The sequence below is a fragment of the Butyricimonas sp. DFI.6.44 genome (assembly GCF_022132345.1).
GTDB classification, from domain to species: Bacteria; Bacteroidota; Bacteroidia; order Bacteroidales; family Marinifilaceae; genus Butyricimonas; species Butyricimonas muris.
Genome location: NZ_JAKNJD010000002.1, coordinates 339,303 through 361,361 on the forward strand (window position 1 = coordinate 339,303; position 22,059 = coordinate 361,361).

Genomic DNA, 22,059 nt, shown 5'->3' on the forward strand with positions numbered 1-22,059 from the left:
TTGGAGTTACGATTTTGGATTGAAGTAGAGCAAGTAAGAATATAAATTGATAGGTTGTAATTGGCATTTTCAATTTTCAACTTTCAATTTTCAATTGAATGATTATGGGAAAGATTAAAAGAATAGGTGTTTTGACCTCCGGGGGGGATGCTCCGGGGATGAATGCCGCTATTCGGGCGGTGGTGAGAGCGGCGATTTTTAATGGCTGTGAGGCATACGGGATTTATGACGGTTACGAGGGGTTGATCGAGGGAAACATGAAAAGACTGGAATCTCATGACGTGAGTAATATCATACAACGCGGGGGAACGATCTTGAAGACAGCCCGTAGTGCAGAATTCCGCACGGTGGAAGGACGTGCAAAGGCTTACGAGCAGATGAAACAGAACGGGTTGGACGCGTTGGTGGTGATTGGTGGAGATGGTACGTTCTCCGGCGCCCGCTTGTTGTGTCAAGAGCATAACGTGCCTGTCGTGGGGGTTCCCGGTACGATAGACAACGACCTGTACGGTACGGATTACACGATCGGCTACGATACGGCGGTGAATACCGTGGTGGATGCTGTCGATAAAATACGCGACACGGCGAGTTCCCACAACCGCTTGTTCTTTATCGAGGTGATGGGACGAGATGCCGGGTTTATTGCCTTGCGTTCGGCTGTTGCCACGGGTGCGGAAGCGGTGTTGGTGCCGGAGATTGAAACGGACGTGAATGATTTGGACAAGTTTTTGGAACATGATTATAAACCTCATAAGTCGAGTGGTATCGTGATCGTGGCAGAGGGTGACAAGTCGGGAGGAGCCTACACGATCGCGGATAAGATATCCAAGAAGCACCCGGAGTATGACGTGCGGGTGACCGTGTTGGGGCATATTCAACGAGGTGGTTCTCCTTCGGCATTCGACCGCGTGATGGCAAGCACGTTGGGCGTGGCGGCGGTAGATGCTTTGCTGGACGACCAGACCAGTATCATGGTGGGTATCATGAACAAGGATACCGTGCATGTGCCGTTCAACAAGGCGATTAAAAATTCCAAACCGTTGAATCATAATTTGTTGGGGTTGACGGAAATCTTATCAATTTAGTGATTTATGATTTTAGATTTAAGATTAAACTCCTCCGTCAGCTACGCTGCCAAGTGAGCCCGAGAGCCGGTCTCGAACCAGCTCCCGCTCGGCAAACCGAGAGCAAGCTCTCTTTCTGCCCTCGCTTACTCGCTGGTTTCCTCTATAAACAGAGGATGAGTTGGTGATTTAAATCATAAATCGTAAATCATAAATCGTAAATCATAAATTATTTTGCAGTTCGCTGACGTTATCATCCCTTTGGGAGTGGAGAATTTTTTTACTTATTCGGTACCGACGGAATTCGAGGGAACGGTAGCGGTAGGGGGGCTTGTTGTCGTTTCGTTCGTGAAGAATAAGCGTTACACGGGGGTTGTTTATGCGTTGCATTCCAACCCGCCCGTGGGATTCGAGACACGTCCGATAGAGCGGGTGATCGAGGAGGGATTCGCTCTTTCCGCTTCTCATTTGAAATTTTTGTTGTGGTTGAGCGAATATTATATGGCTCCGCCGGGAGAGGTGACACGGGCGGCGTTGCCTGTCGCCATGCGTTTGGAGAGTTACACGAGTCTTTGTCTTGCCGCGGATTGGCAGGAAGATGGAACGGGAGGGGTAGAGTTGAGTCCGATGGAATGGGAGGTGATCGGGGTATTCCGACAGAACGGGGAAATTTGCATGGCGGAGGTGGAAAAGTTATTGCGACGGAAAGACGTGTACGTGGCGGTGCGTTCGTTGTTGGAGCAAGGGATTATTCAAGTGAAAGAGTCCGTGGATGATTTGTTCAAACCTAAATTGGAACGGTTGGTGCGTTGGGCGAGAGCGTTTTCGGGGGAAGAGTTGGGGGAGATTATGGATTCGTTGAAACGGGCGAAGGCGCAACAGAAAATGTTGTGTGACTGGATTATGTATTGCGACGAGCATCACACGGATTCGTTGCCTAAGGCGGAGTTTACCGGCGTGATCGGTAATTCGACGGCGGCGTTGAAGGGATTGTGCGAGAGGGGGGTGCTGGAAGTCGCGACAATAGAGGTAAGCCGTTTGGATAGCACGGGGGAGGAGGTGCAGGAGATGCATGCCTTGTCGGGAGAGCAGGAACGGGCGTTGGAACAAGCGCGGGGGCATTTCAAGGAGAGGGACTGCGTGTTGTTGCAAGGGGTGACTTCCTCGGGAAAGACGGAGGTGTATATACATTTAATAGAGGAAACGATTCGGCAGGGGAAGCAAGTGTTGTATCTTTTGCCGGAGATTGCTTTGACGGTACAGATCGTGAAACGGTTGAGGCGGGTGTTCGGCGACCGGGTGGGGGTATACCATTCGGGAATGACGGACAGTGCCCGTGCCGAGATGTGGCGCAGGCAGAACGGGGAGAATCCTTATCCCGTGGTACTCGGGGTACGTTCTTCTATTTTCCTACCTTACCGGGATTTGGGATTGGTTATTATCGACGAGGAGCACGAGGCTTCTTACAAGCAGAAAGAACCCGCTCCCCGTTATCATGGCAGGGACGCGGCTATTATGCTCGGCAAGATGAATGGGGCGAAGATATTGCTGGGTTCTGCCACGCCTTCGTTCGAGAGTTACCAGAATGCCATGAGCGGTAAATACGGTTTCGTGGAGCTGACCACCCGTTTCGGGGAGGTCATGATGCCCGAATTGATGTTCGTGGACGTGAAAGAATATCGCCGGAAGAAAATGATGAAAGGGAGTTTTACTCCCGTGTTGTACGAGGAGATGAAGCGGGTGCTGGAGAGGGGTATGCAGGTAATTCTGTTCCAGAATAGGCGGGGGTATTCCACTTTTTTGCAGTGTAACCATTGCGGGGCTATTTTAAAATGCAAGCATTGTGATGTAAGCATGACTTATTATCGTTTCCGGAATACGCTGAATTGCCATTATTGCGGGAGCCTGCGTCCGGTGCCGACTGTTTGCGAGGAGTGCGGTCAGGGACATTACGTGAATCGCACGCCGGGGACGGAGCGAATCGAGGAGGAGGTGAAACAGTATTTCCCGGAGGCACGCGTGGCACGCATGGATTTGGAGGTGATGAGCAACAAGGTGAAATTTCGTGCTTTGATTGAAGAGTTCGAGGCGGGGAATCTGGATATATTGATCGGGACGCAAATGGTTTCGAAGGGGTTGGATTTCGAGCGGGTGAAATTGGTGGGAGTTATGGATGCCGACAGTTTGGTCAGTTTTCCCGATTTCCGAGCCGAGGAACGGGCTTACGATATGTTGATGCAGGTAAGTGGTCGTAGCGGTCGGAAAGGGGAACAAGGAAAAGTGGTTATTCAAGTTGCCGACCGGGAGAACCGGGTGTACCGGTTGGTGGAAAAAGGGAGTTTCCACGGGTTCTATTCTTTCTTGTCACGGGAACGGGAGATGTTTCATTATCCGCCCTTTTCCCGGTTAATCCAGATAGAATTAAGGCACGTGAACGAGTATTCTTTGCGTAATGCCGCGAATGAATTAGCCCGAAAGTTACGGGAACGATTGGAACGTCGGGTATGCGGTCCGGCGGAGCCGGAAGTGGCAAGGGTGCGGAAAATGTACCGTATACAAGTGCTGATCAAGGCGGAGCAGGGACTTTCGTTGTCGAAATTGAAGACTTTTATTCGGCAGAAGTGTGACGAGTTATTGAAAGGGGAGTCCGGCAAGGGATTGAAAGTTTATTTTGACGTGGATCCATTATAATCTGAAGGCAAATAGGCAGATTTCTACTTATTGTTAAGTGAACGGAAGGGAGAATTGAGCTGATTTTTGAAGTTTGATTGTTAATTAATGTGCTAGTAGAACAAGTCAAATGTTAAAAATATAATCGTATATCGGTAATAATCCGTAATTTAAGACGAGATTAGAAATTATTTGGGAAAACCTTAAAATTTGCATTAACATTATTTAGTATCCTTGATTTTAACATTTGCCGGAATAATACCTATTTTTGGAAAAACAGAAACGAGGGAAGAGAAGTAAAAAAAACTCTTTTCCGTGAAGTTTGAAACCGAGGTGATAATTTTGACGTTAAAATGTAGTATTAATAAATCAAATATAAAAATCAATGATATGAATACGGTTGATATCAAAGCATTGAACGAGCGCATACAACAAGAGAGTTCTTTTGTCGATATGATTACGATGGAGATGAACAAGGTGATTGTAGGACAGAAACATCTTGTGGAGGGACTTATGATCGGTATGCTTTCTAACGGGCATATTTTGTTGGAAGGTGTTCCGGGGTTGGCGAAAACCTTGGCGATTAATACCCTTGCCAATATTATTAACGCTAAATTCAGTCGAATCCAGTTTACCCCGGACTTGTTGCCTGCCGACGTGGTGGGTACGATGATTTACTCCCAGAAGAAAGAGGAGTTCGTGGTGAAGAAAGGTCCGATTTTCGCTAACTTTATTCTGGCGGATGAGATTAACCGTGCCCCAGCAAAAGTGCAATCCGCTTTGTTGGAAGCGATGCAGGAGCGTCAGGTGACGATAGGCGATATGACTTATAAACTGGATGAGCCTTTCTTGGTAATGGCAACACAGAACCCGATAGAGCAAGAGGGTACTTATCCGCTGCCGGAAGCTCAAGTTGACCGTTTCATGTTGAAAGTGGTGATTGATTACCCGAAGAAAGACGAAGAGAAACTAATCGTTCGGCAGAATCTGGAAAAGACGTTCCCGGTAGCCAATACCATTTTGCAACCGGAGGATATTTTGCGTGCCCGTGAGGTCGTGAAAGAAGTTTATCTGGACGAGAAGATCGAGAAATATATCGTGGATATCGTGTTCGCTACCCGTTACCCGCAAGAACACGGTTTGGAGAAATTTGTTTCCATGATCGCTTACGGTGCTTCACCTCGTGCAAGTATCAGTTTGGCGAAAGCGGCTCAAGCTTACGCGTTTATCAAACGCCGCGGGTACGTGATTCCGGAGGATGTTCGTGCCGTTTGTCACGACGTGTTGCGCCACCGTATCGGGTTGAGTTACGAGGCAGAAGCCAATAGCCTGACCAGCGAGGACATTATCAGCGAGATTTTGAACACGGTTGAAGTACCTTAGAAATTGAAAATTGAAAATTGAAAATTGAAAATGACATGTTTTCAATCTGAGATTTTCAATTTGATGGCGAGAGAGTTTAGAATTGAGTTAGAATTTAGAGTGAAAAAGCGTTAGTCTTGTGCGGTTGGAATCTAAAATCTAAAATCTATAAATCTAAAATTATTAAGGTGGAGACTTCAGATTTATTAAAACGTGTTAGGCAGATCGAGATAAAGACGCGGGGGTTGTCAAGCAATATCTTTGCCGGCGAGTACCACACGGCTTTCAAGGGACGGGGTATGACCTTCAGCGAGGTGCGGGCGTACCAGTACGGGGATGATATCCGCAGTATAGACTGGAACGTGACCGCCCGTTACAATCATCCTTACGTGAAGATATTCGAGGAGGAGCGCGAATTGACGGTGATGTTGCTGATTGACGTGAGTGCCTCGCGTAATTTCGGAACGGTTTCGAAATTGAAGAAGAATCAGATCACGGAGATCGCTGCCGTGTTAGCATTCTCGGCTATCCAGAATAACGATAAGATCGGGGTAATCTTTTTCTCGGATCAGATAGAGAAGTTTATCCCGCCCAAAAAAGGACGTACGCATATCCTGCATATTATCCGCGAACTGGTGGATTTCTACCCGGAACGCAAGCAGACTAATATCGCGATGGCTTTGCAATACTTGACGAACGCGATTAAAAAGCGTTGTACTTGTTTTCTGATTTCCGATTTTATGGATGAACATGATTTTGAACATCCTTTGATTATCGCGAACAAAAAGCATGATGTCGTGGCTTTGCAATTGTATGATCGTCGGGAAAAGGTGTTGCCGCCGGTGGGGTTAATGTACTTGACGGATGCCGAAACGGGAGAGAGCGTGTGGGTGGATACTTCCGACAAGAAGGTTCGTGATCAATTCGAGGCGTACGCTTTGGAACGGGATAAAGAACTGGACAGGATATTCAAACATTCCGGGGTGGATATGGCATCTATCAGCGCGGATGAAGATTACGTGAGATCATTGATAGCATTGTTCAAGAGAAGAGGGGCTGGGTATTAATTGAAACTGAAAATGGAGAATTGAAAATGAAAAATAGAGTTGTTCTATTCGTAATATTGCTACTGTACGGTATCGGGGGATTGAAAGCTCAAAGCCGGGAATATGCGGCGGAGCTTGATACCAATTATATCATGATCGGTGACCAGATCAATTTCAGAATGAAGGTAAAGGCTGAACCGGGATTGAAGATCGTGTTTCCTCAATTGAAAGACACTCTGGCAAAAGGTGTGGAAATTATTTCCGGACCTGTTCGGGATTCTATCAAAGAGAAAGACGGACGGATACTCGTGCAGGAAAGTTACGTGATCACGTCTTTCGATTCGGGAGTGTTCATGATTCCGCCTATGCCTATCGAGATACAGCAGGAAAGTTATAACAACACGCTACGAACCGACCCGTTGGAGTTGATAGTGAATACTTTCGTGGTCGATCCGCAGAAAGGGAATTTCGACATCGTGATGCCTTTGGCTGCCCCGTGGACGTTCGCGGAGATACTGCCTTATTTATTATGGACTCTATTGGGTGTCGTGGTAATCCTGTTGATAATTTGGATTATCAAGGTGCGGAAATCACGCAAGTCACTCTTCGGGCACGAGAAACCGGCTATACCGCCTTACGTGCTTGCCATGAAGGCTTTGGAAGAGATCAAGAAGGAGAAGTTATGGCAAAGTGGTAAGACAAAAGAATATTACACGCAGTTGACTGATACGATTCGGAACTATTTGGACGGTGAGTTGGGTATTTCGGCGATGGAGCAAACTTCTTTCGAGACTTTACAGTCTTTGGAGAAGTGCGAAAAGGTGAATGCCAAACAGCGGGATAAGTTGGCGGATATGTTCGAAACTGCCGATTACGTGAAGTTCGCCAAGGCGGAACCGTTACAGGACGAGAACGTGCGTAACTTGGATATCGCTTATGATTTCGTGCAGGAAACGAATGACACGATCCGGGAAGAGAAAGAAAAAGAACGTCTGGAACGAGAGTTGAAAGAGCAACAGGAGAGAGAGGCGGCGGAAAAAGCAGCGGCGGAAGCGGCAAAGAGTGAAGAGGAGAAAAAGAATTAATTTACGATTTATGATTTTTGATTTATGATTCTCAGAATCTAAAATCAAGAAATCTAAAATTTAAAATAGAGAATATGTTTGGATATGAATTTGCAAACCCCGAATACTTTTGGTTATTGTTGGTACTGGTGCCAATGATTATCTGGTATATTTTTAAGGAGAAGCAGTCGCATGCCGATATGAAATTTTCTTCTATTCGGGTGTTCAAGCTGATGAAACGGGGAAACCGGATTTGGTTGCGTCACCTGTTGTTTGTGGCTCGGGTGTTCGCTATCGTTTTTCTGGTATTTGCTTTAGCCAGACCACAGTCCAGTTCGAGTTGGCAAACGTATAATAGTGAAGGTATAGATATCATGTTGGCATTGGATATTTCCGGTAGTATGTTGGCTCGGGACTTTACTCCCGACCGATTGGAAGCCGCGAAAGAAGTTGCCACGAAGTTCATACTGGAACGTCCCCAAGACCGGATCGGGTTGGTGGTATTCAGTGGAGAGAGTTTCACGCAGAGTCCCTTGACGACGGATCAGGCGGTGTTGGTCAACGTGATGAAAGATATTGAAAGCGGGATGATCGAGGACGGAACGGCTATCGGTCTGGGATTGGCAAATGCCGTGAATCGTTTGAAAGACAGCAAAGCGAAATCCAAGGTGGTTATTCTTTTGACCGACGGTATCAATAACCGGGGGGCTATTGCACCGATGACGGCGGCGGAATTGGCGAAGACCTTCGGTATCCGGGTGTACACGATAGGTGTCGGTTCGCTGGGAGAGGCTCCTTATCCCGTGCAAACTCCTTTCGGCGTGCAGTTACAACGGATGCCGGTGGAGATTGACGAAGATATTTTGACTCAGATAGCCGATATGACCGGAGGTAAGTATTTCCGTGCCACGGATAACAAGAAACTGGAGCAGATATATAAGGAAATAGATCAATTGGAGAAAAGCAAAGTGGAGGTGAAGCATTTCAGCCGCAAGAACGAACACTTCTTCTATTTTGCCTTGATTGGAGCTTTATTGCTGATACTGGAAGCGTTAGGCAGATACACGTTATTGAGGAAAATTCCTTGATTTTAAATTTTAGATTTTAGATTTTAAATTTGGGAATGCAGGTTTAATCTAAGGTCTGAAAGTGAAAATGAAAATATAGAGATTGGAGAGGGACATGGAAAGTCATCAATCTAAAATCTAAAATTATTAAATCTAAAATTGAAAGGGTTATGTTTAGGTTTGCACATCCTGATTTATTATACTTACTGTTAGTAATTCCTTTGCTGATCGTGTTTTACGTGGTGGCTAGGATACGCAAGAAAAAGGCGATAGTGGAATTTGGGAATCCGGAATTGTTGGCAACGTTGATGCCTCTGCAATCGCCCAAGCGGGCGACGTGGAAATTCGTGATGGTATTGTTCGCGTTGTTCTTTGTTATTCTTGGAGTTGCCGCACCCCAATTCGGTTCCAAGTTACAACAAGTAAAGAAAGAAGGTGTCGAATTGATTATCGCGTTGGATGTGTCCAATTCCATGCTGGCACAGGATATAAAGCCCAGCCGGTTGGATGCGGCTAAACAGGCTATTTCCCGTATGGTGGAGAAATTGAGCGACGATAAGGTCGGGTTGATCGTGTTCGCCGGGGATGCATACGTGCAACTGCCGATCACGACGGATTATTCTTCTGCTAAATTATTCTTGTCGGGTATCAATACGGACATCGTTCCGATTCAAGGAACGGCGATCGGGACAGCGATAGATCTGGCAGCCAAGTCATTTACCCCGGACACGGAAGCGTCGAAAGCCATTATCGTGATCACGGACGGGGAGAATCACGAGGATGATGCTGTTGCGGCGGCAAAGGCGGCCCGGGAGAATGGGATTTACGTCCACACGATCGGGATGGGATTGGCGCAAGGTGCTCCGGTTCCCGAAAAGGGTAACCCCGGTCAGTACATGAGAGACGGGAGCGGCAATCCGGTGATCTCCAAGTTGGATGAAGATATGTTGAAAGCGATTGCTAAAGCGGGGGAAGGTATTTTCGTCCGTGCAAGTAATTCTAACGTGGGATTGAACACGTTGCTGGACGAGATAAACCGGATGGATAAGACTTTGCTGGAAGAACGGGTTTTTGCAGATTACGCCGATAAGTACCAGTATTTTTTGATTATGGCTTTGATTTTCGTGTTATTGGATTTCATGATATTGGGACGCAAGAACAAAAACTTCTTGAAAATTAATATCTTCGGTACGGAAGAAAAGCGTGTTGAAAGTAAACATTAAAATGAGCGTGTTATGATGAAAGTTTTAATGACAATGATATTCGCGGTGCTGGTAAGTTTGCCGGTATGGGCGCAACAGGAACGGAAATTTATTCGCGGAGGAAATGATTTGTTTAAAGATCAGGATTTCGAGAAAGCGGAGGTGGAATATCGTAAGGCGTTGGACATGGAGGTGAAGTCTTACGAGGGAGCCTTTAATCTGGGAGATGCTTTGTACAAGCAAAAGAAATATGACGAAGCCTTGCAGCAATTCCAATCTTTGGCTCAAAACGAAAAGAACAAGGAAAAACTGGGCGAATTGTACCACAATATCGGAAATACCCTTTTGTCCATGAATAAGTTGGACGAAAGTATTGAGGCTTACAAGCAATCGCTGAGGAATCGTCCTAATTCTCAAGAAACCAAATATAATCTGGAATTTGCCCGCAAGATGAAGCAGGAACAAGAAAACCAAGACCAGAACAAGGATCAAAACAAGGATCAGAATAAAGACCAGAACCAAGACCAAAATAAGGATCAGAATCAAGATCAACAAAACAAGGATCAACAGGATCAAAATAAAGATCAACAGGATAAAGATCAAAACAAAGATCAGCAAGACCAGAATAAGGATCAACAAAATAAAGACCAGCAAAACAAAGATCAGCAGGATAAGAAGGAGCAGCAACAACAGCAGCAGCAACCTAAAATATCCAAAGAGGATGCCGAGCGTTTGCTGGAGGCTTTAGGGGAAGACGAGAAGAAGACGCAGGAAAAAGTACAAAAAGATAAAGCTCAGGCACAGAAAGCGAAAAAGATGAAGATTGAAAAGAATTGGTAACTTCGCGGTACGTGTCAAAGGGTATAACAGAATAAAAAGAATAAACAAAGATGAGGTCATTAATTATAGCATTATTGTTATGTGTTATAGGGGGGACAAAGGTATTTGCCCAAAAGACGACATTCGAGGTTTCGGCACCTTCCGTGGTGGAAGTCGGGGAGCAATTCAGACTTTCCTACACGTTGAACAAGCAAGGTGAGAATTTGCAGGTTCCGACGTTAAAAGGATTCGATCTGCTGGCGGGTCCCTCGTTAAGTACTTCGATGAGTTTCTCCAATATAAACGGTAAAATGGAGCAAAGCTCACAGTTTACTTACACGTACGTGTTGGAGGCACGGGAGGAGGGTGAATACACGATAGAGCCTGCGACAATCACCATTGACGGAAAGGAACATAAATCAGAGGCTATAAAAATTAAGGTAATCAAAGGCTCCGGGAACACTCAAGGAAACACGAATGGCGGAAACCGGGGAACCACTCAACAGCGGGAAGAGCGGGGGAGTGCTTCAATAAAGAAAGATGATTTGTTTTTGAAGGTAGAAGTATCCCGTAAGTCTTTGTACGTGGGCGAGAGCTTGGAATTGACATTGAAAGTGTATTCCCGTGTGAATCTGGCGGATTTGCAATGGAAGAAGATTCCCGCTTTTGACGGATTCATGACCGAGGAGAAAAAGATACAACAGATCAGGTTGAACCGGGAAGAGTATAATGGTAAGATTTACGATCAGGCGGGAGTATTACAGCAATTGATTCTGTTCCCGCAACACGCCGGAACTTTGACGATCGACCCGTATGAGATTGTTTGTTTGATTCGGCAGCGTACCACGGGGCGCTCCGGTAGTATATTTGACGATTTCTTCGGAGGATACCGGGATGTGCGGGTACTCTGCGAGAGTGATCCGGTAAATATTACCGTGAAGAGTTTGCCGGAAACCGGGAAGCCTCTGGGCTTTAGCGGTATGGTCGGGACTCTTTCCATGAACACGTCGATATCTACCGATACATTGCGGGCAAATGACGCGTTGACTTATAAAGTGGTTTTGCGGGGGAACGGGAATATGAAATTATTGAACGCGCCCAAGATTAATTTCCCGCACGACTTTGACGTGTATGATCCGAAGATCACGAAAGATGTTACCGGGACTTCCGGGACGGTTACTTACGAGTACATCGTGATACCCCGTTACGCGGGTGAATACAAGATTCCTGCCGTGCAATATTCTTATTTCGATCCGAAGTCGAGTACCTACAAGATGCTGAAAGGGGATGAATACACGATTCGTGTGGCGAAAGGGAATGAGGCAAGTTCCAACGCGGGAGAAGCGGCATTACAGTCGTTCAAAAAAGAAGATGTACGCGTGTTGGGACAGGATATCCGTTATATCAAGTCCGGTAAGAGTGACTTGCGTCCGAAAGGGATACAGTATTTCGCGACGATGTCCTATTGGTTGAGTTTTATCATACCTTTCGTGTTGTTTGTGATCGGAATGATACTGAACCGTCGCCGGATTAAAGCGAATGCCGATTTGGTACGCGTGAAGAGTAAGACGGCAAACAAAATGGCTCAGAAGCGTTTGAGAGCTGCCGCGGTTGCCATGAGAGCGGGTAATTCCGAACTATTCTATCAAGAAGTTTTGAACGCAATGTGGGGATACGTCAGCTATAAATTGAATATAGCGGCTTCCGAATTGAACCGGGATAATATTAACGATCATTTGACTCGTCGAGGGGCAGATGCGGCTTTGATACAGGGATTTATAGATGTACTTGATCATTGTGAATATGCCCGTTACGCTCCCGGGGCGAACCAAGGGGAGGAAATGGATAAGGTATACAAGGATAGTATATCCATTATCACGAAGTTGGATAAAGCGATTTAGGCAATTGAAAATGTACAATTGAAAATTGAAAATGATGAAGAAGGTATATATAATTTTGGTTTTGCTGTTATCCGGTATTGTTGCGTTTGCCACTGATACCAAGGCTTTGGAAGACGAGGCGACAAAGATGTATCAAGAAGGGAATTACCAGAAAGCGATAGATTTGTATAACGAGATTCTGGCTGATGACATGGAGTCGGCTTCCGTGTATTATAACTTGGGAAACTGTTATTACAAGTTGGGAGAGATCGCTCTGTCCATTTTGAATTACGAACGGGCTTTATTGCTCAACCCCGGGGATAAAGACGCCAAGTATAATCTAAAACTGGCACAACAGGCCACGGTGGATAATATCAAGGTTCTGCCGGAATTGTTTCTTGTACGTTGGTATAATGCGTTCGTGACCGCTTTCACGGCTGATCTGTGGGCTTATATTTCCGTGGCTCTTTTTATCGGTTTTCTGATCATGGCGGCATTGTTTTTCTACGCGACATCCGTTTCTTTAAAGAAGAGTTGGTTTACTGTGGGAGTGATCCTGCTGCTCATGTCGATCATGACGATATTTTTTGCCTCGAAACAATATCATCGTATGACCAACAGGGATAGCGGTATAATCATGACTCCTAGCGTGGTGGTACGCGGTGCTCCCGACAGTAGCGGAACGGAATTGTTTGTCGTCCACGAGGGATTGAAAGTACAGGTTCTCGGTTCTTTGGGCGAATGGTACAACGTGCGTCTGGCCGACGGAAACGAGGGATGGGTTACTAAAGCCGATTTGGAAAAGATATAGAGATAACTACTCGTAGAAAATGATTTCAGCAAAAGGATTGTTCAAAATAAATGAACAATCCTTTTGTTTTTTAGCTGACGAGCCACGATTTGAATTCGGAAGCTTTGTTTTTGCTGATGTATATGCGTTCGGGGACTTCCGTGTCGAGGGTGACGAGTAGACGGTTGTCGAACCAGATGGTGATGTTCGTGACGCTGTCTTTTGCCACGATGAATTGTTTATTTGCCCGGGTGAAACGTGCCGGGTCGAGAGTGGTGATGATCTGTTCCAGTGTTTTGGAATAAGGGTATTTGTTTCCGTCTTTCAAGTAGATGCAGGTGTTTTTGTCTGTCGTGTAGAAGCAGGCGACGTCACGCAGGTTGACGGGGAGTAGCTTGTCCTTGTGTGGAATTAATAATCGATCTTGGTATTTCGGGGATACAGTGAGTTGGGTTAGTTGTGCGAGGTATTGCACGATGTCTTGGCGGGTGAGTTTACTGTATTTGTCGAGAGCATGGCGGATGTCTTCGACTTTTACCGGTTTCAACAGGTAGTCGATGCTGTTTACGCGGAAAGCCTCGATGGCGTACTGGTCGTAGGCAGTGGTGAAAACAATCGGGGTTTCCACGGTGATTTTGTCGAAGATGGCGAATGCAGAGCCGTCGGAGAGGTGGATGTCCATGAAGATCAGGTCGGGTGACGGGTTGGATTGCAGCCAGTGGACGGTTTGCGTGACACTTTCCGTATTACCGGCGATCCGGATACCGGGGTTTACACTCGTGATGATGTCGGCGAGGTTCTCGTAAGCGGCGGTTTCGTCTTCTACAATCAATACTCTCATGGCAATGTCATTTTAATGGGAGGCAGACACGGAATGTCTCGTTATCTTGTTCTATCCGGATATGTTGATTCATTAATAATTCAAAGCGTTTTCTAAGATTATTGAGTCCCGTTCCGTTCGTGTCGGGCGGGGTTAATTTCGGGTACACGGGATTGGTGATAACCAGTTCCCCGTTTTCGGTAAGACGGATGGAGATCGTCATTTTGTACTCGCTGTCAATGCGGTTGTGTACGATAACGTTTTCCACTATCGGGAGCAGGGAGAGTACCGGTAGTACCAGCGTGTCTTTCTGTCGTTCATCCACGTCGATGGAGAATACCAGTTTGTTGGCGAAACGTACTTCCATGACATACCGGAAGGATTGTATGAATTCGAGTTCCTCGCGCAGGGAAACGAGTCCCTTGTGATCGCTTTGCAGGATATAGCGGAAGATGTCCGATAATTGATTGACGTAGGTCAATGTTTTTTCATCATCTTTTTTGCGGATGAGGGAGGATATGCCGTTCAACGAGTTGAAGAAGAAGTGCGGGTTGATCTGGTTCGCGAGGGCGTCACAGCGGCTTTGCAGGTTCTCGAAGCGCAAGCGCTCGATTTCGTTCTCTTTTTCACGCTGTTTAGAGTAGAGCATGGAGATATATCCGACCACGGTACACAGGACACAGGTCACGGAGAACTGGGAGATCAGCGTGCTACCCCGGAAGTCCGTGCGGATGCCGAAACGGGATACCGTGTACGAAATTCCCAAAAAGACGAGGTAAACAGCCAGCGTGACGAGAAAGGTACGTCCCAAACGCTGACGGAATGCTGCCGTGGGTAACGTTCGTAGGTTGTAGCGTATCAACCAAGCTATCAACCCCCAGAAGAATAATAAACGATAAATGAAGTAGGTGAAATACAGCGGGTAACTCTCGGCCGACATCATGTTGATTTCCCACGGGAGGCAGGAGAGGTTGGGATATATGATGAAAATCGCACTGATCAGACTGATTAGCGGCAGTTTTCGGGATATGTAGAGGTCAAAAGCATCCATAGTCGTATTTTTTGTCGTTACAAAGAAAAAAAAAATAATTGAACCTTGCTCTTTCGGGAGAAGTAAAACGAAAAAAGAGGGAGGGAAAGCGAAAAAGGTTCGCCTGCAACTTGCAACTCGCCGCAGGCGAACTAATTGTTGTTTCTGAAATATTCGATCATTTCGCTCGTGAGGCTGATGTCCGATTCGTTGGCGGGGATTTCCCGGCGGGGGAACCATTCAGCGACGGCGAGTTCGTCTTTGTCTAGGGTGATGTGGTCATTTCCCTCGACTTCTGCGAAGAAGCCCATGAGTAGGGTGTCGGAGAATGCCCAAGGTTGACTTTTGTAGTATTTGAGGTTTTTGACGTGCAGGCCGACTTCTTCCATGACTTCCCGGCGTACGGTTTCTTCCACGGATTCGCCTATTTCGGTGAATCCGGCGAGGAGGGCGTATCTCGTGTATTCGCGGTTGGCGTATTTGGATAACAGTATTTTGTCGCCGTTCGTGACGGCAACGATCACGGCGGGCATGATCTTGGGGTATTCCATGTTCCCGCATTTTTCACAATGCATCATGCGTTCTTTGTCGTGGGCAGACATTTTTGCCCCGCAATGACTGCAAAAACGATGGTTGTCGTACCACTTGTGCAAGCTGTAAGCGGTGATTCCGGCGAAAGCGGAATGACGGGGAAAGGCTTTTCTGAACACGGAGATATCGACTAAACGGAACTCGCCTTGTTCCTCGGCAGGTCGGTCTATCCAATAGAATCGGTCATCATCTATGGAGAACAGGTAGGTGGCGGATTGGAAAAGTGTGTCCGTGTCACCTCTCAACTCGCTGAAGCGGGGGAAACGTATGGCACCGTTTTGCTCGTGCAGGAGAACTGTACGGTTATTGAAACAGAGGGCGAAGTCTGTTGTTTCGGGTTTGCGATTGGAATAGGCGTTTGAGAATGTATGTGGTGCGATGTCCTGTATCATGGTGTTATACGCTGAGTTTTGAATAACTATTTATAGGGGACAAAGGTAGGATAAAAAGAGAGGATGTCAAAAGTACAACAGACTTTTGACATCCTCTCTTTTTATGCGATTTTAAACTACTTTACAATATCGTAGTCGATGCCTTCGACGTAGTAAATGACGTAGGCGTCTTTGTTGTTTTTCTTCATCCATTCGCGCATTTTGAGGATGCTGTTTTTCTCGGAATCGCAGTGAGCCTCATCTTTTTCACCTTTGGCTTCTTCTTCTTTCAGTTCTTTTTCCCATTTGTCGATGTATTCTTTCGAGAAGCGTTGTTCTTTAAGAACACCGGTTACCGCGATCTCGGAATTGACTAATTCCCGGTTGAAGGATTTGATGTTACCACCGACTTCTACGCGGATCGTGGTTTCGTCCGTGGGGTCGGAGATGAAGCAACGGCGTCCGGAGTGGGAGCAGGTGTGCTTCACGGGGCCTTGGAAGACAATGGTGTCATTGACACGTTGGTCAGCCACGGCGAGGAGATCATTGACTTTTAATGCTTTCTCGGTGATGCTCGTGGTTTGCTTTTGTGCATCGGCTTGGGTGTTCTTGGGTTTGCTTTTGCATGAAACGATAGAACAAGCGGCGATGCCGGTAGCGATGATTATAAGTGTTGATTTCTTCATGATGATATAATTTAGTTTTTAATTCTTGCTATAAGGCAAACGGTGATAAAACCCGCTACGCCCGTGAACAGGGAGATGACGGCTGCCGTGTATTTCGCGTAAGGTTTTTGACGGCGGTAGAGGGCGAGTGTTATGATCGCCAGCAAAGCGCCGAGTCCTAGGGCTGTGAAATGGTAAGCCGATACGCGGGGATAGATGTAGCTGTTGGAGCTGTCGCCGAACCCCACGGTAAAGGGAAAGAGGTAAGGAGATACCTTGTCCCACGTCGAGGGAGTGGCGGGGCGATAGAGGTCTGCCACTTGCTTCATCGTGCCGTTTTCCAAGGCATAGGTGTATTCGCCCGAGGGTGATTCCTTGACAACTGTCCAATAGAACATATTTGCCATGACGGATATGCGGTCGATGTCCGGGTTGATGCCTTCCAGTACCTTCACGAGGCGGTAACCGTCGGTGGAGAGATAATAGAGGGTGCCGTCCGTGTCGTACAGGAAGCCGTAGAGGCTCCGGTTTTCCATTTCCTTGGGGAACATGGCGAGCGTTTTGATGCTTGTTCCGACTTTCGTGTCCTTGATGAAAGGTTTGCCGTTTGTCATCTTCACGTGGAAGAGGTTATTGCGGTTGTCGAGTACGAAATAACCTTCGTCGTATGATTTCATACTGGAGGGGATGCCCGCCACCCATTGTGCGGGTGCAGAGAATCCGGCTGCATCGAGGGCTTGCTGGAAGCGGGCGGATTTCTCTTCGTTCACCCGGTTCGTTTCCATGTCGATAAATTCGATACGCTCTTTCAGACGGAACATGTCGTCGGGGTTTTCGAGGTCTACTTTCCCGGAACATGACTCGAACATGGGGTATAGTTCGATCACGGGTGTGTTTTTGTCCTTGGGCTTGTACCAGAAGAAAAAGTTATTGCGCGCGATCGCCTGTAAATCCACGGGAACCCCTTGAATGGAGTCGGGCAAGGCGTTTTCCATTGCCAATTGCCGGTAATAGAACATGGGGAGTACCCGGTTGAATTCAGCGTCCGTGTACGAGTTGCCGTCGAGGTCCTTGCCCATGAGGCGTTCGTCAGCGGGATCGATGTAACAGAATTGGTTAATCACGGAACTGTAATACGTGAACGGGTAACGGACAGAGGAGTCCGTGGTGAGTTGCACGAGTGACGGGATGATCCATGATAAAAGGAATATGGAAAGCCCGATATATAGTATCTTTATTTTCATGTTTTCTTGATGTTTGATCGTTATTGCATACCCTGTTTGAATCGGCGGATGGATATCTTCGGAAACAGGAACAGGATTATGATTGCCCCGCACAGGTAGGGAAGCATGGGGGTGAACGCTCTCGGTACGCCTTCCGTGATGAAGAGCGAGAGGAGGAGCAGGGCGATAATCGCATTGCAGATGCGCTGTAACCACGTGGGTTCGAGTATAATCCAAGCGGTGAGCAGGTAGGCTGCCAGACCTGCCAGCATGTGCGGGAGTGTGGTAGAGAACCATGCCCCGATGACTTCACGGGGGAAGTTGAGGGATAGTCCCCAGAGAAAACAACCGTAGCAGACGGCGAAGGCGAGGAGTAACGCTGTAAACCCGTACGCCAGCATCAAGAAGATGATACGGTTTTCGCCCAAGGGGAGATGCAAGGTCAGTTTGAAGCGTTTCTTTACCATTTCCGGTATGAATTGCGCTATGCCGAGGATGATGCCCGCCAGCAGGGGAAACATTTTCAATTGATCGAGAAGTACAACGTTCTTCTGGATAAATACTTCCCAGAGGTGGGGTATACCCACGTTGCGGGAGGCGCTGGATATACGCAGGGCGATGTATGCCATGCCCAACGCGAATACCGCGAAGATGAGCAGGAGTATCCAGCGGGTTTTGATCCACTCTTTAAAAAGTAGTGCTTTATTCATGATCTTGATGTCGTTTTAGTGATTAATATTTCCCGGTCAACCCGATGAACGCGTCTTCTAGGGTTAGTTCTTCCATCTGCAAGCCGGGGAGTTCCGTTCCTCGCGGGACGAGTATTTCCCGGACTTTGTCGGCGGGTTCGAAAGAATAAGTTGTCCATAAGCCGTTGACTTTCTCCGTGTTCCACAGGGCGTCGTGTTTCGCAGGGGATTGCCCGTCGGGAAGCGAGAAACGGAAACGGTGGAAGTTATCCATGATTTCGCGTGTCGGTTTGTGTATCAACAAGCGTCCGTAGTCGAGGATGATACAGTCGTCGATCAGGAGTTCCATGTCTTGAATGATATGCGACGTGAGGAAGATGGTCTTGTCGCCTTTTGCGGCGAAGTCTTTGAGGTATTCGACAAAGAGGCGGCGATAACCGGGATCGAGTCCCATGGAGAAGTCATCGAGGATGAGCAGTTCCGGGTCTTGGGCGAAAAGAAGTCCCAGTGCCACTTGCGAACGCTGACCGCATGACATGTGGTTGATCTTCTGGAGAGGAACCACGTTCAGTTTCTCCATGAGTTCGTAGAATGCCTCTTTTTTCCAGTTGGGAAAGAAGGCGCTGTAATATTTTTCAATCTGTTCTATCGTGAAATAAGAATGTTGGACGTGTCCTTCCAGCAATAACCCGATTTTAGCTTTAGTGGCGGGAGTGAGGTGGTTCATGTTTTCCCCAAGGAGAAAACACTCTCCCGACCGGGGTTGTAGGTAACCGTTGAGGATGTTGATGATCGTGGTTTTCCCGGTACCGTTTTTCCCGAGTAATCCCAACACCTTTCCTTTCTCGACGTCGAAACTCAAGTTCTCGTAAATGAGTTTCTCGCCGTAGTAGTGGGTGATGTTTTTACATTCAATGACTTTTTCCATGTAGTTGTTGTTGTTTAAAACGTGAAGCCGCAATGTGCCTGTAAGGTTTCCCGTTGAAGGTCGCCCTTGAAGGCATCATGCCGCCAGTTGATTTTGATAAAAATGCCTTTGTCCCCGCGGGAAAGCGTGTAATCCCAGCGAAGTGAAATATCGGAAGCCCAGCTGTCGGTTGAGAGGTTTGCGTATACCGTGTTTACCGGTTCCAGCAGGCGTCGCGTGGTTTCGTCTATATCTGTTAATTGTAATTCCGCGTCCGTGTTGTAGCGGTATTCACCTTCCGCATCGAGGCGGAAAGTGGATTTCTTTATGCTTTTAGCGAGTGATACATTCATTCGTCCGGTCAGGTCGTTCAGTTTCATGAGTCGGGCAGGGTCGAGGTAAGTCATCTTGAACGTGTTCATCTCTGCTTGCGGCAGAATGTTCCACGAGAATTGCTTTTCCCTGTATTCTCTGCCGTACAGGAAAGAGAGTGAGAGGTTGTTTCTCTTGACGGATAATTGTTCCGTGCTGCCGATTTGCGGGTAAACACCCGTGGTGGGGTCGCCGAAAAGGTTCTCCGTGCCCTTGCGGTTCCGGTAGCTGCCGTTGAGTTTTAGTCCCCATTGTTCGCGAGGGGTACGTGTCATGTACGCTACCTCGGCTTTTATTTCGTCTTGGTTCAGTTCGTTCAGAGGCAGGTTGTTGAGGGTGGAGATGATTTTCTCGAAAGTGAATCGCTCGTATTCGACAGCCGCAGAAAGTCCTTTTTTAGCGCGGGGAAAGAGTTCGACGCTTGCCCCGTACCGGTGCCCGTTATAGTAAACACTGGAGTTTTTACCGTAGAATCGGCGGGAGTCCGTTCCCAGTCCAAAGAGATGGTATTCGGTAAGTGTACCGAGTTCATTGTAGTATTTAACGTCGTTTGTCTGCTTGTATTTGCCCGCGTGGATGGCAAGACCGACGTCATAACGCCGTGTTATTCTCGCGGAGATGCCCACGGAGCCTTTGAGGTCGGAAACCACGTTTTTAGGACGGGGATCCCGATTACGATACTCGATGAGTGCCCTGTAATTGGCGAATATACCCCACGTGAAGTGTTTGCCCGCTTGCGCGTACCCTCCGGCGAAGTAGTATTCTTCGGTTTTCAGGTTACCGCCCAGCGTGTCCGCCATGACGTAAGGATAGACGGTTAAAAAATCAGAGGTCTCGTTCCATTGCACGTTGTTCCGTTTCCCGTTTTTGTAATATGCATTGCCCCAAGTTTTGCTATTTGCCCGTAATGAAATATATGACGATACGTTAAAATTAAAATTCTGAGTCTTTGAACCTAACTGGGGCAGGAGTGCCTTGTCGGCACTCGTTTGCTCCCAGCCAATTTGTAATTCGGTCAATGAAAAAGAATGAGCGTAATATTGTAATGCCGGGTTGCGGTACGCTTGTGACACGAAGTTTTCTCCCGGGGAGAAAAATACCCGCGTGCGGGTGTTTACCGAAAGGGTATCCTGTGCCCGACTACTTGAGAATAAAACGGTTAAACTGAAAATCAGAATGAATAAAGACCTCATGATTTACTTGTTTAATAATAGTTATTTAGCTAATGAAGGAACGGCATCCGCCTCGAAGTCTAAGGTCGAATTGTTCGTGTCTTGTAATTTCTCTATCCCGTTGACGGTGGTCGGCAGCACTTTCCGGCGTACGCTTTTGTTGTAACGGTTCTGGTCTTTGTCAATTTCACCGCAGTGAGTCCAGCCCATGTCCAAGGAAGGAGAGGTTACGATCCATTGGAATTCGGCAGGGATGGTCATGTTCACGGCATCGATGATGTACTCGTTCGGCACTTGGAGGCAATCTCCATCCATGGGTATCACGTGTTCGCCAAAGACGAAGGTGTACTCGTAATGATACATATTGACAGAATCAAGTACGTACTCCTCTATATTCGGGATACGGGCGAGGGCCATACTTTTAGATCCCCGGTTGTGGAAAAGGAATCTATCGTAGGGTGTCTTGATATTCGTTACAGCGGGGTTGTCAATATCGTTTGTTTCGTCATAGAATATCTCGAAGTCCGCCTTACTCAAGTCGAACGACTGCGAGTTCGCTTCGCGATGGTCGATGCCGTTGTCGGCGATGATGATCGATTCGCCGGGTTGCACGGGATACACCGTGCCGTCGCCGGGGATGGTGATAATAGCATTTACCGCCATGGCTTTGCTCATGATGTCCGGGGTGTAGTCTTGTTTGGTAACCGTCAGGAATTCTGACACCAATACGGAAAGTCCGTCAGCGTAAAGGACCGTGTCGGAGTTGTTGTAGATTTTGATAAACTTATCCCCGTCATATTGTTTGCCTTCAGGAGTGGTTGTTCCGGTAAAAAATATTTCGGCAATCACGAAATCCGATAATTCTTGAGATAAGAACAAGGTCAACGAGGATGAGGCAGTTTCTCCGGTGATGTTCACGGATTCTTTGTAACCTTTGATTTTGGTATTCATTTCTTGTTCTTCGAAAGAGTATTTCACGTTACCTTCAATCGTGATATGATATATTCCTTCGGTTAATTCGACTTCAAGCTGATTACCGGAGAAAGCGTTACTCGTGGTCGTTCTTCCCGTGTTGATGTTCTTGAAGCTGGCCGTCAGGTTGCTAACCGACGGATCGGTTAGGTCTTTCGGGTTTTCTGTCGTAAGGGTAAAGACCGTTGTCCGGATCGAATTGTTATCATCGTTACAGGATGATAAGCTGAAGATGCTTGTTACAATTAAGCTGAAAATAATAAAATACTGTTTCATTTTATGG

19 protein-coding genes are annotated in these 22,059 nt (G+C 47.1%); 10 read left to right on the forward strand and 9 right to left on the reverse strand.

Annotated features, from left to right (window positions below):
* Positions 1–104 precede the first annotated feature (104 nt).
* The 10 genes from pfkA to L0M98_RS04820 all read left to right on the forward strand — a co-directional run bounded on the left by pfkA (position 105) and on the right by L0M98_RS04820 (position 12,985).
* Positions 105–1,085, forward strand: coding sequence for a 6-phosphofructokinase (gene pfkA / locus L0M98_RS04775; RefSeq protein ID WP_099294467.1), 981 nt, complete (start codon positions 105–107; stop codon positions 1,083–1,085).
* A gap of 213 nt (positions 1,086–1,298) precedes the next feature.
* Positions 1,299–3,755 (forward strand): replication restart helicase PriA, encoded by a 2,457-nt coding sequence (gene priA, locus L0M98_RS04780; protein WP_227215225.1) that lies wholly within the window; start codon positions 1,299–1,301, stop codon positions 3,753–3,755.
* 369 nt (positions 3,756–4,124) lie between these two features.
* A complete protein-coding gene (locus L0M98_RS04785) occupies positions 4,125–5,117 on the forward strand; it encodes an AAA family ATPase (RefSeq protein WP_099292034.1) in 993 nt (330 codons plus the stop codon).
* A gap of 167 nt (positions 5,118–5,284) precedes the next feature.
* The gene (locus L0M98_RS04790; protein ID WP_099292035.1) at positions 5,285–6,163 is read left to right on the forward strand and encodes a DUF58 domain-containing protein; all 879 of its coding nucleotides are present in this window, start codon (positions 5,285–5,287) and stop codon (positions 6,161–6,163) included.
* Between the two features lie 26 nt (positions 6,164–6,189).
* Positions 6,190–7,227, forward strand: a complete 1,038-nt coding sequence (locus tag L0M98_RS04795; RefSeq protein WP_227215227.1) for a BatD family protein — start codon at positions 6,190–6,192, stop codon at positions 7,225–7,227.
* Positions 7,228–7,301: 74 nt separating this feature from the next.
* The gene (locus L0M98_RS04800; protein WP_099292036.1) at positions 7,302–8,294 is read left to right on the forward strand and encodes a vWA domain-containing protein; all 993 of its coding nucleotides are present in this window, start codon (positions 7,302–7,304) and stop codon (positions 8,292–8,294) included.
* 149 nt (positions 8,295–8,443) lie between these two features.
* The gene (locus L0M98_RS04805) at positions 8,444–9,496 is read left to right on the forward strand and encodes a VWA domain-containing protein (protein WP_227215229.1); all 1,053 of its coding nucleotides are present in this window, start codon (positions 8,444–8,446) and stop codon (positions 9,494–9,496) included.
* 12 nt (positions 9,497–9,508) lie between these two features.
* Positions 9,509–10,315: a tetratricopeptide repeat protein gene (locus tag L0M98_RS04810; protein ID WP_099292038.1), complete on the forward strand. Its 807-nt coding sequence runs from the start codon at positions 9,509–9,511 to the stop codon at positions 10,313–10,315.
* A 50-nt stretch (positions 10,316–10,365) separates the two neighbouring features.
* The gene (locus tag L0M98_RS04815; protein WP_227215231.1) at positions 10,366–12,195 is read left to right on the forward strand and encodes a BatD family protein; all 1,830 of its coding nucleotides are present in this window, start codon (positions 10,366–10,368) and stop codon (positions 12,193–12,195) included.
* Between the two features lie 31 nt (positions 12,196–12,226).
* Positions 12,227–12,985, forward strand: a complete 759-nt coding sequence (locus L0M98_RS04820; protein WP_099292039.1) for a tetratricopeptide repeat protein — start codon at positions 12,227–12,229, stop codon at positions 12,983–12,985.
* 70 nt (positions 12,986–13,055) lie between these two features.
* On the opposite strand, the gene L0M98_RS04825 is transcribed toward L0M98_RS04820, so the two are convergent.
* The 9 genes from L0M98_RS04825 to L0M98_RS04865 all read right to left on the reverse strand — a co-directional run bounded on the left by L0M98_RS04825 (position 13,056) and on the right by L0M98_RS04865 (position 22,052).
* Positions 13,056–13,805 carry a LytR/AlgR family response regulator transcription factor gene (locus L0M98_RS04825; protein WP_227215232.1) on the reverse strand — a complete coding sequence of 250 codons (750 nt, stop codon included), beginning with the start codon at positions 13,803–13,805 and terminating at the stop codon, positions 13,056–13,058.
* A gap of 7 nt (positions 13,806–13,812) precedes the next feature.
* Positions 13,813–14,835, reverse strand: coding sequence for a sensor histidine kinase (locus L0M98_RS04830; protein ID WP_227215233.1), 1,023 nt, complete (start codon positions 14,833–14,835; stop codon positions 13,813–13,815).
* 131 nt (positions 14,836–14,966) lie between these two features.
* Positions 14,967–15,797: an NAD(+) diphosphatase gene (nudC, locus tag L0M98_RS04835; protein ID WP_227215234.1), complete on the reverse strand. Its 831-nt coding sequence runs from the start codon at positions 15,795–15,797 to the stop codon at positions 14,967–14,969.
* A 116-nt stretch (positions 15,798–15,913) separates the two neighbouring features.
* On the reverse strand, positions 15,914–16,462 hold the full coding sequence (locus L0M98_RS04840; RefSeq protein ID WP_186975068.1) for a hypothetical protein: 549 nt from the start codon (positions 16,460–16,462) through the stop codon (positions 15,914–15,916).
* Between the two features lie 11 nt (positions 16,463–16,473).
* A complete protein-coding gene (locus L0M98_RS04845) occupies positions 16,474–17,685 on the reverse strand; it encodes a DUF4857 domain-containing protein (protein ID WP_227215235.1) in 1,212 nt (403 codons plus the stop codon).
* A 20-nt stretch (positions 17,686–17,705) separates the two neighbouring features.
* The gene (locus L0M98_RS04850; RefSeq protein ID WP_186975070.1) at positions 17,706–18,374 is read right to left on the reverse strand and encodes a hypothetical protein; all 669 of its coding nucleotides are present in this window, start codon (positions 18,372–18,374) and stop codon (positions 17,706–17,708) included.
* A 22-nt stretch (positions 18,375–18,396) separates the two neighbouring features.
* Positions 18,397–19,281, reverse strand: coding sequence for an ABC transporter ATP-binding protein (locus tag L0M98_RS04855; RefSeq protein WP_227215236.1), 885 nt, complete (start codon positions 19,279–19,281; stop codon positions 18,397–18,399).
* A gap of 14 nt (positions 19,282–19,295) precedes the next feature.
* Positions 19,296–20,825 carry a DUF6850 family outer membrane beta-barrel protein gene (locus L0M98_RS04860; RefSeq protein WP_227215237.1) on the reverse strand — a complete coding sequence of 510 codons (1,530 nt, stop codon included), beginning with the start codon at positions 20,823–20,825 and terminating at the stop codon, positions 19,296–19,298.
* A 21-nt stretch (positions 20,826–20,846) separates the two neighbouring features.
* Complete coding sequence (locus L0M98_RS04865; RefSeq protein WP_227215238.1) at positions 20,847–22,052, reverse strand: DUF4876 domain-containing protein; 1,206 nt, start codon at positions 22,050–22,052, stop codon at positions 20,847–20,849.
* Between the last annotated feature and the right edge of the window lie 7 nt (positions 22,053–22,059).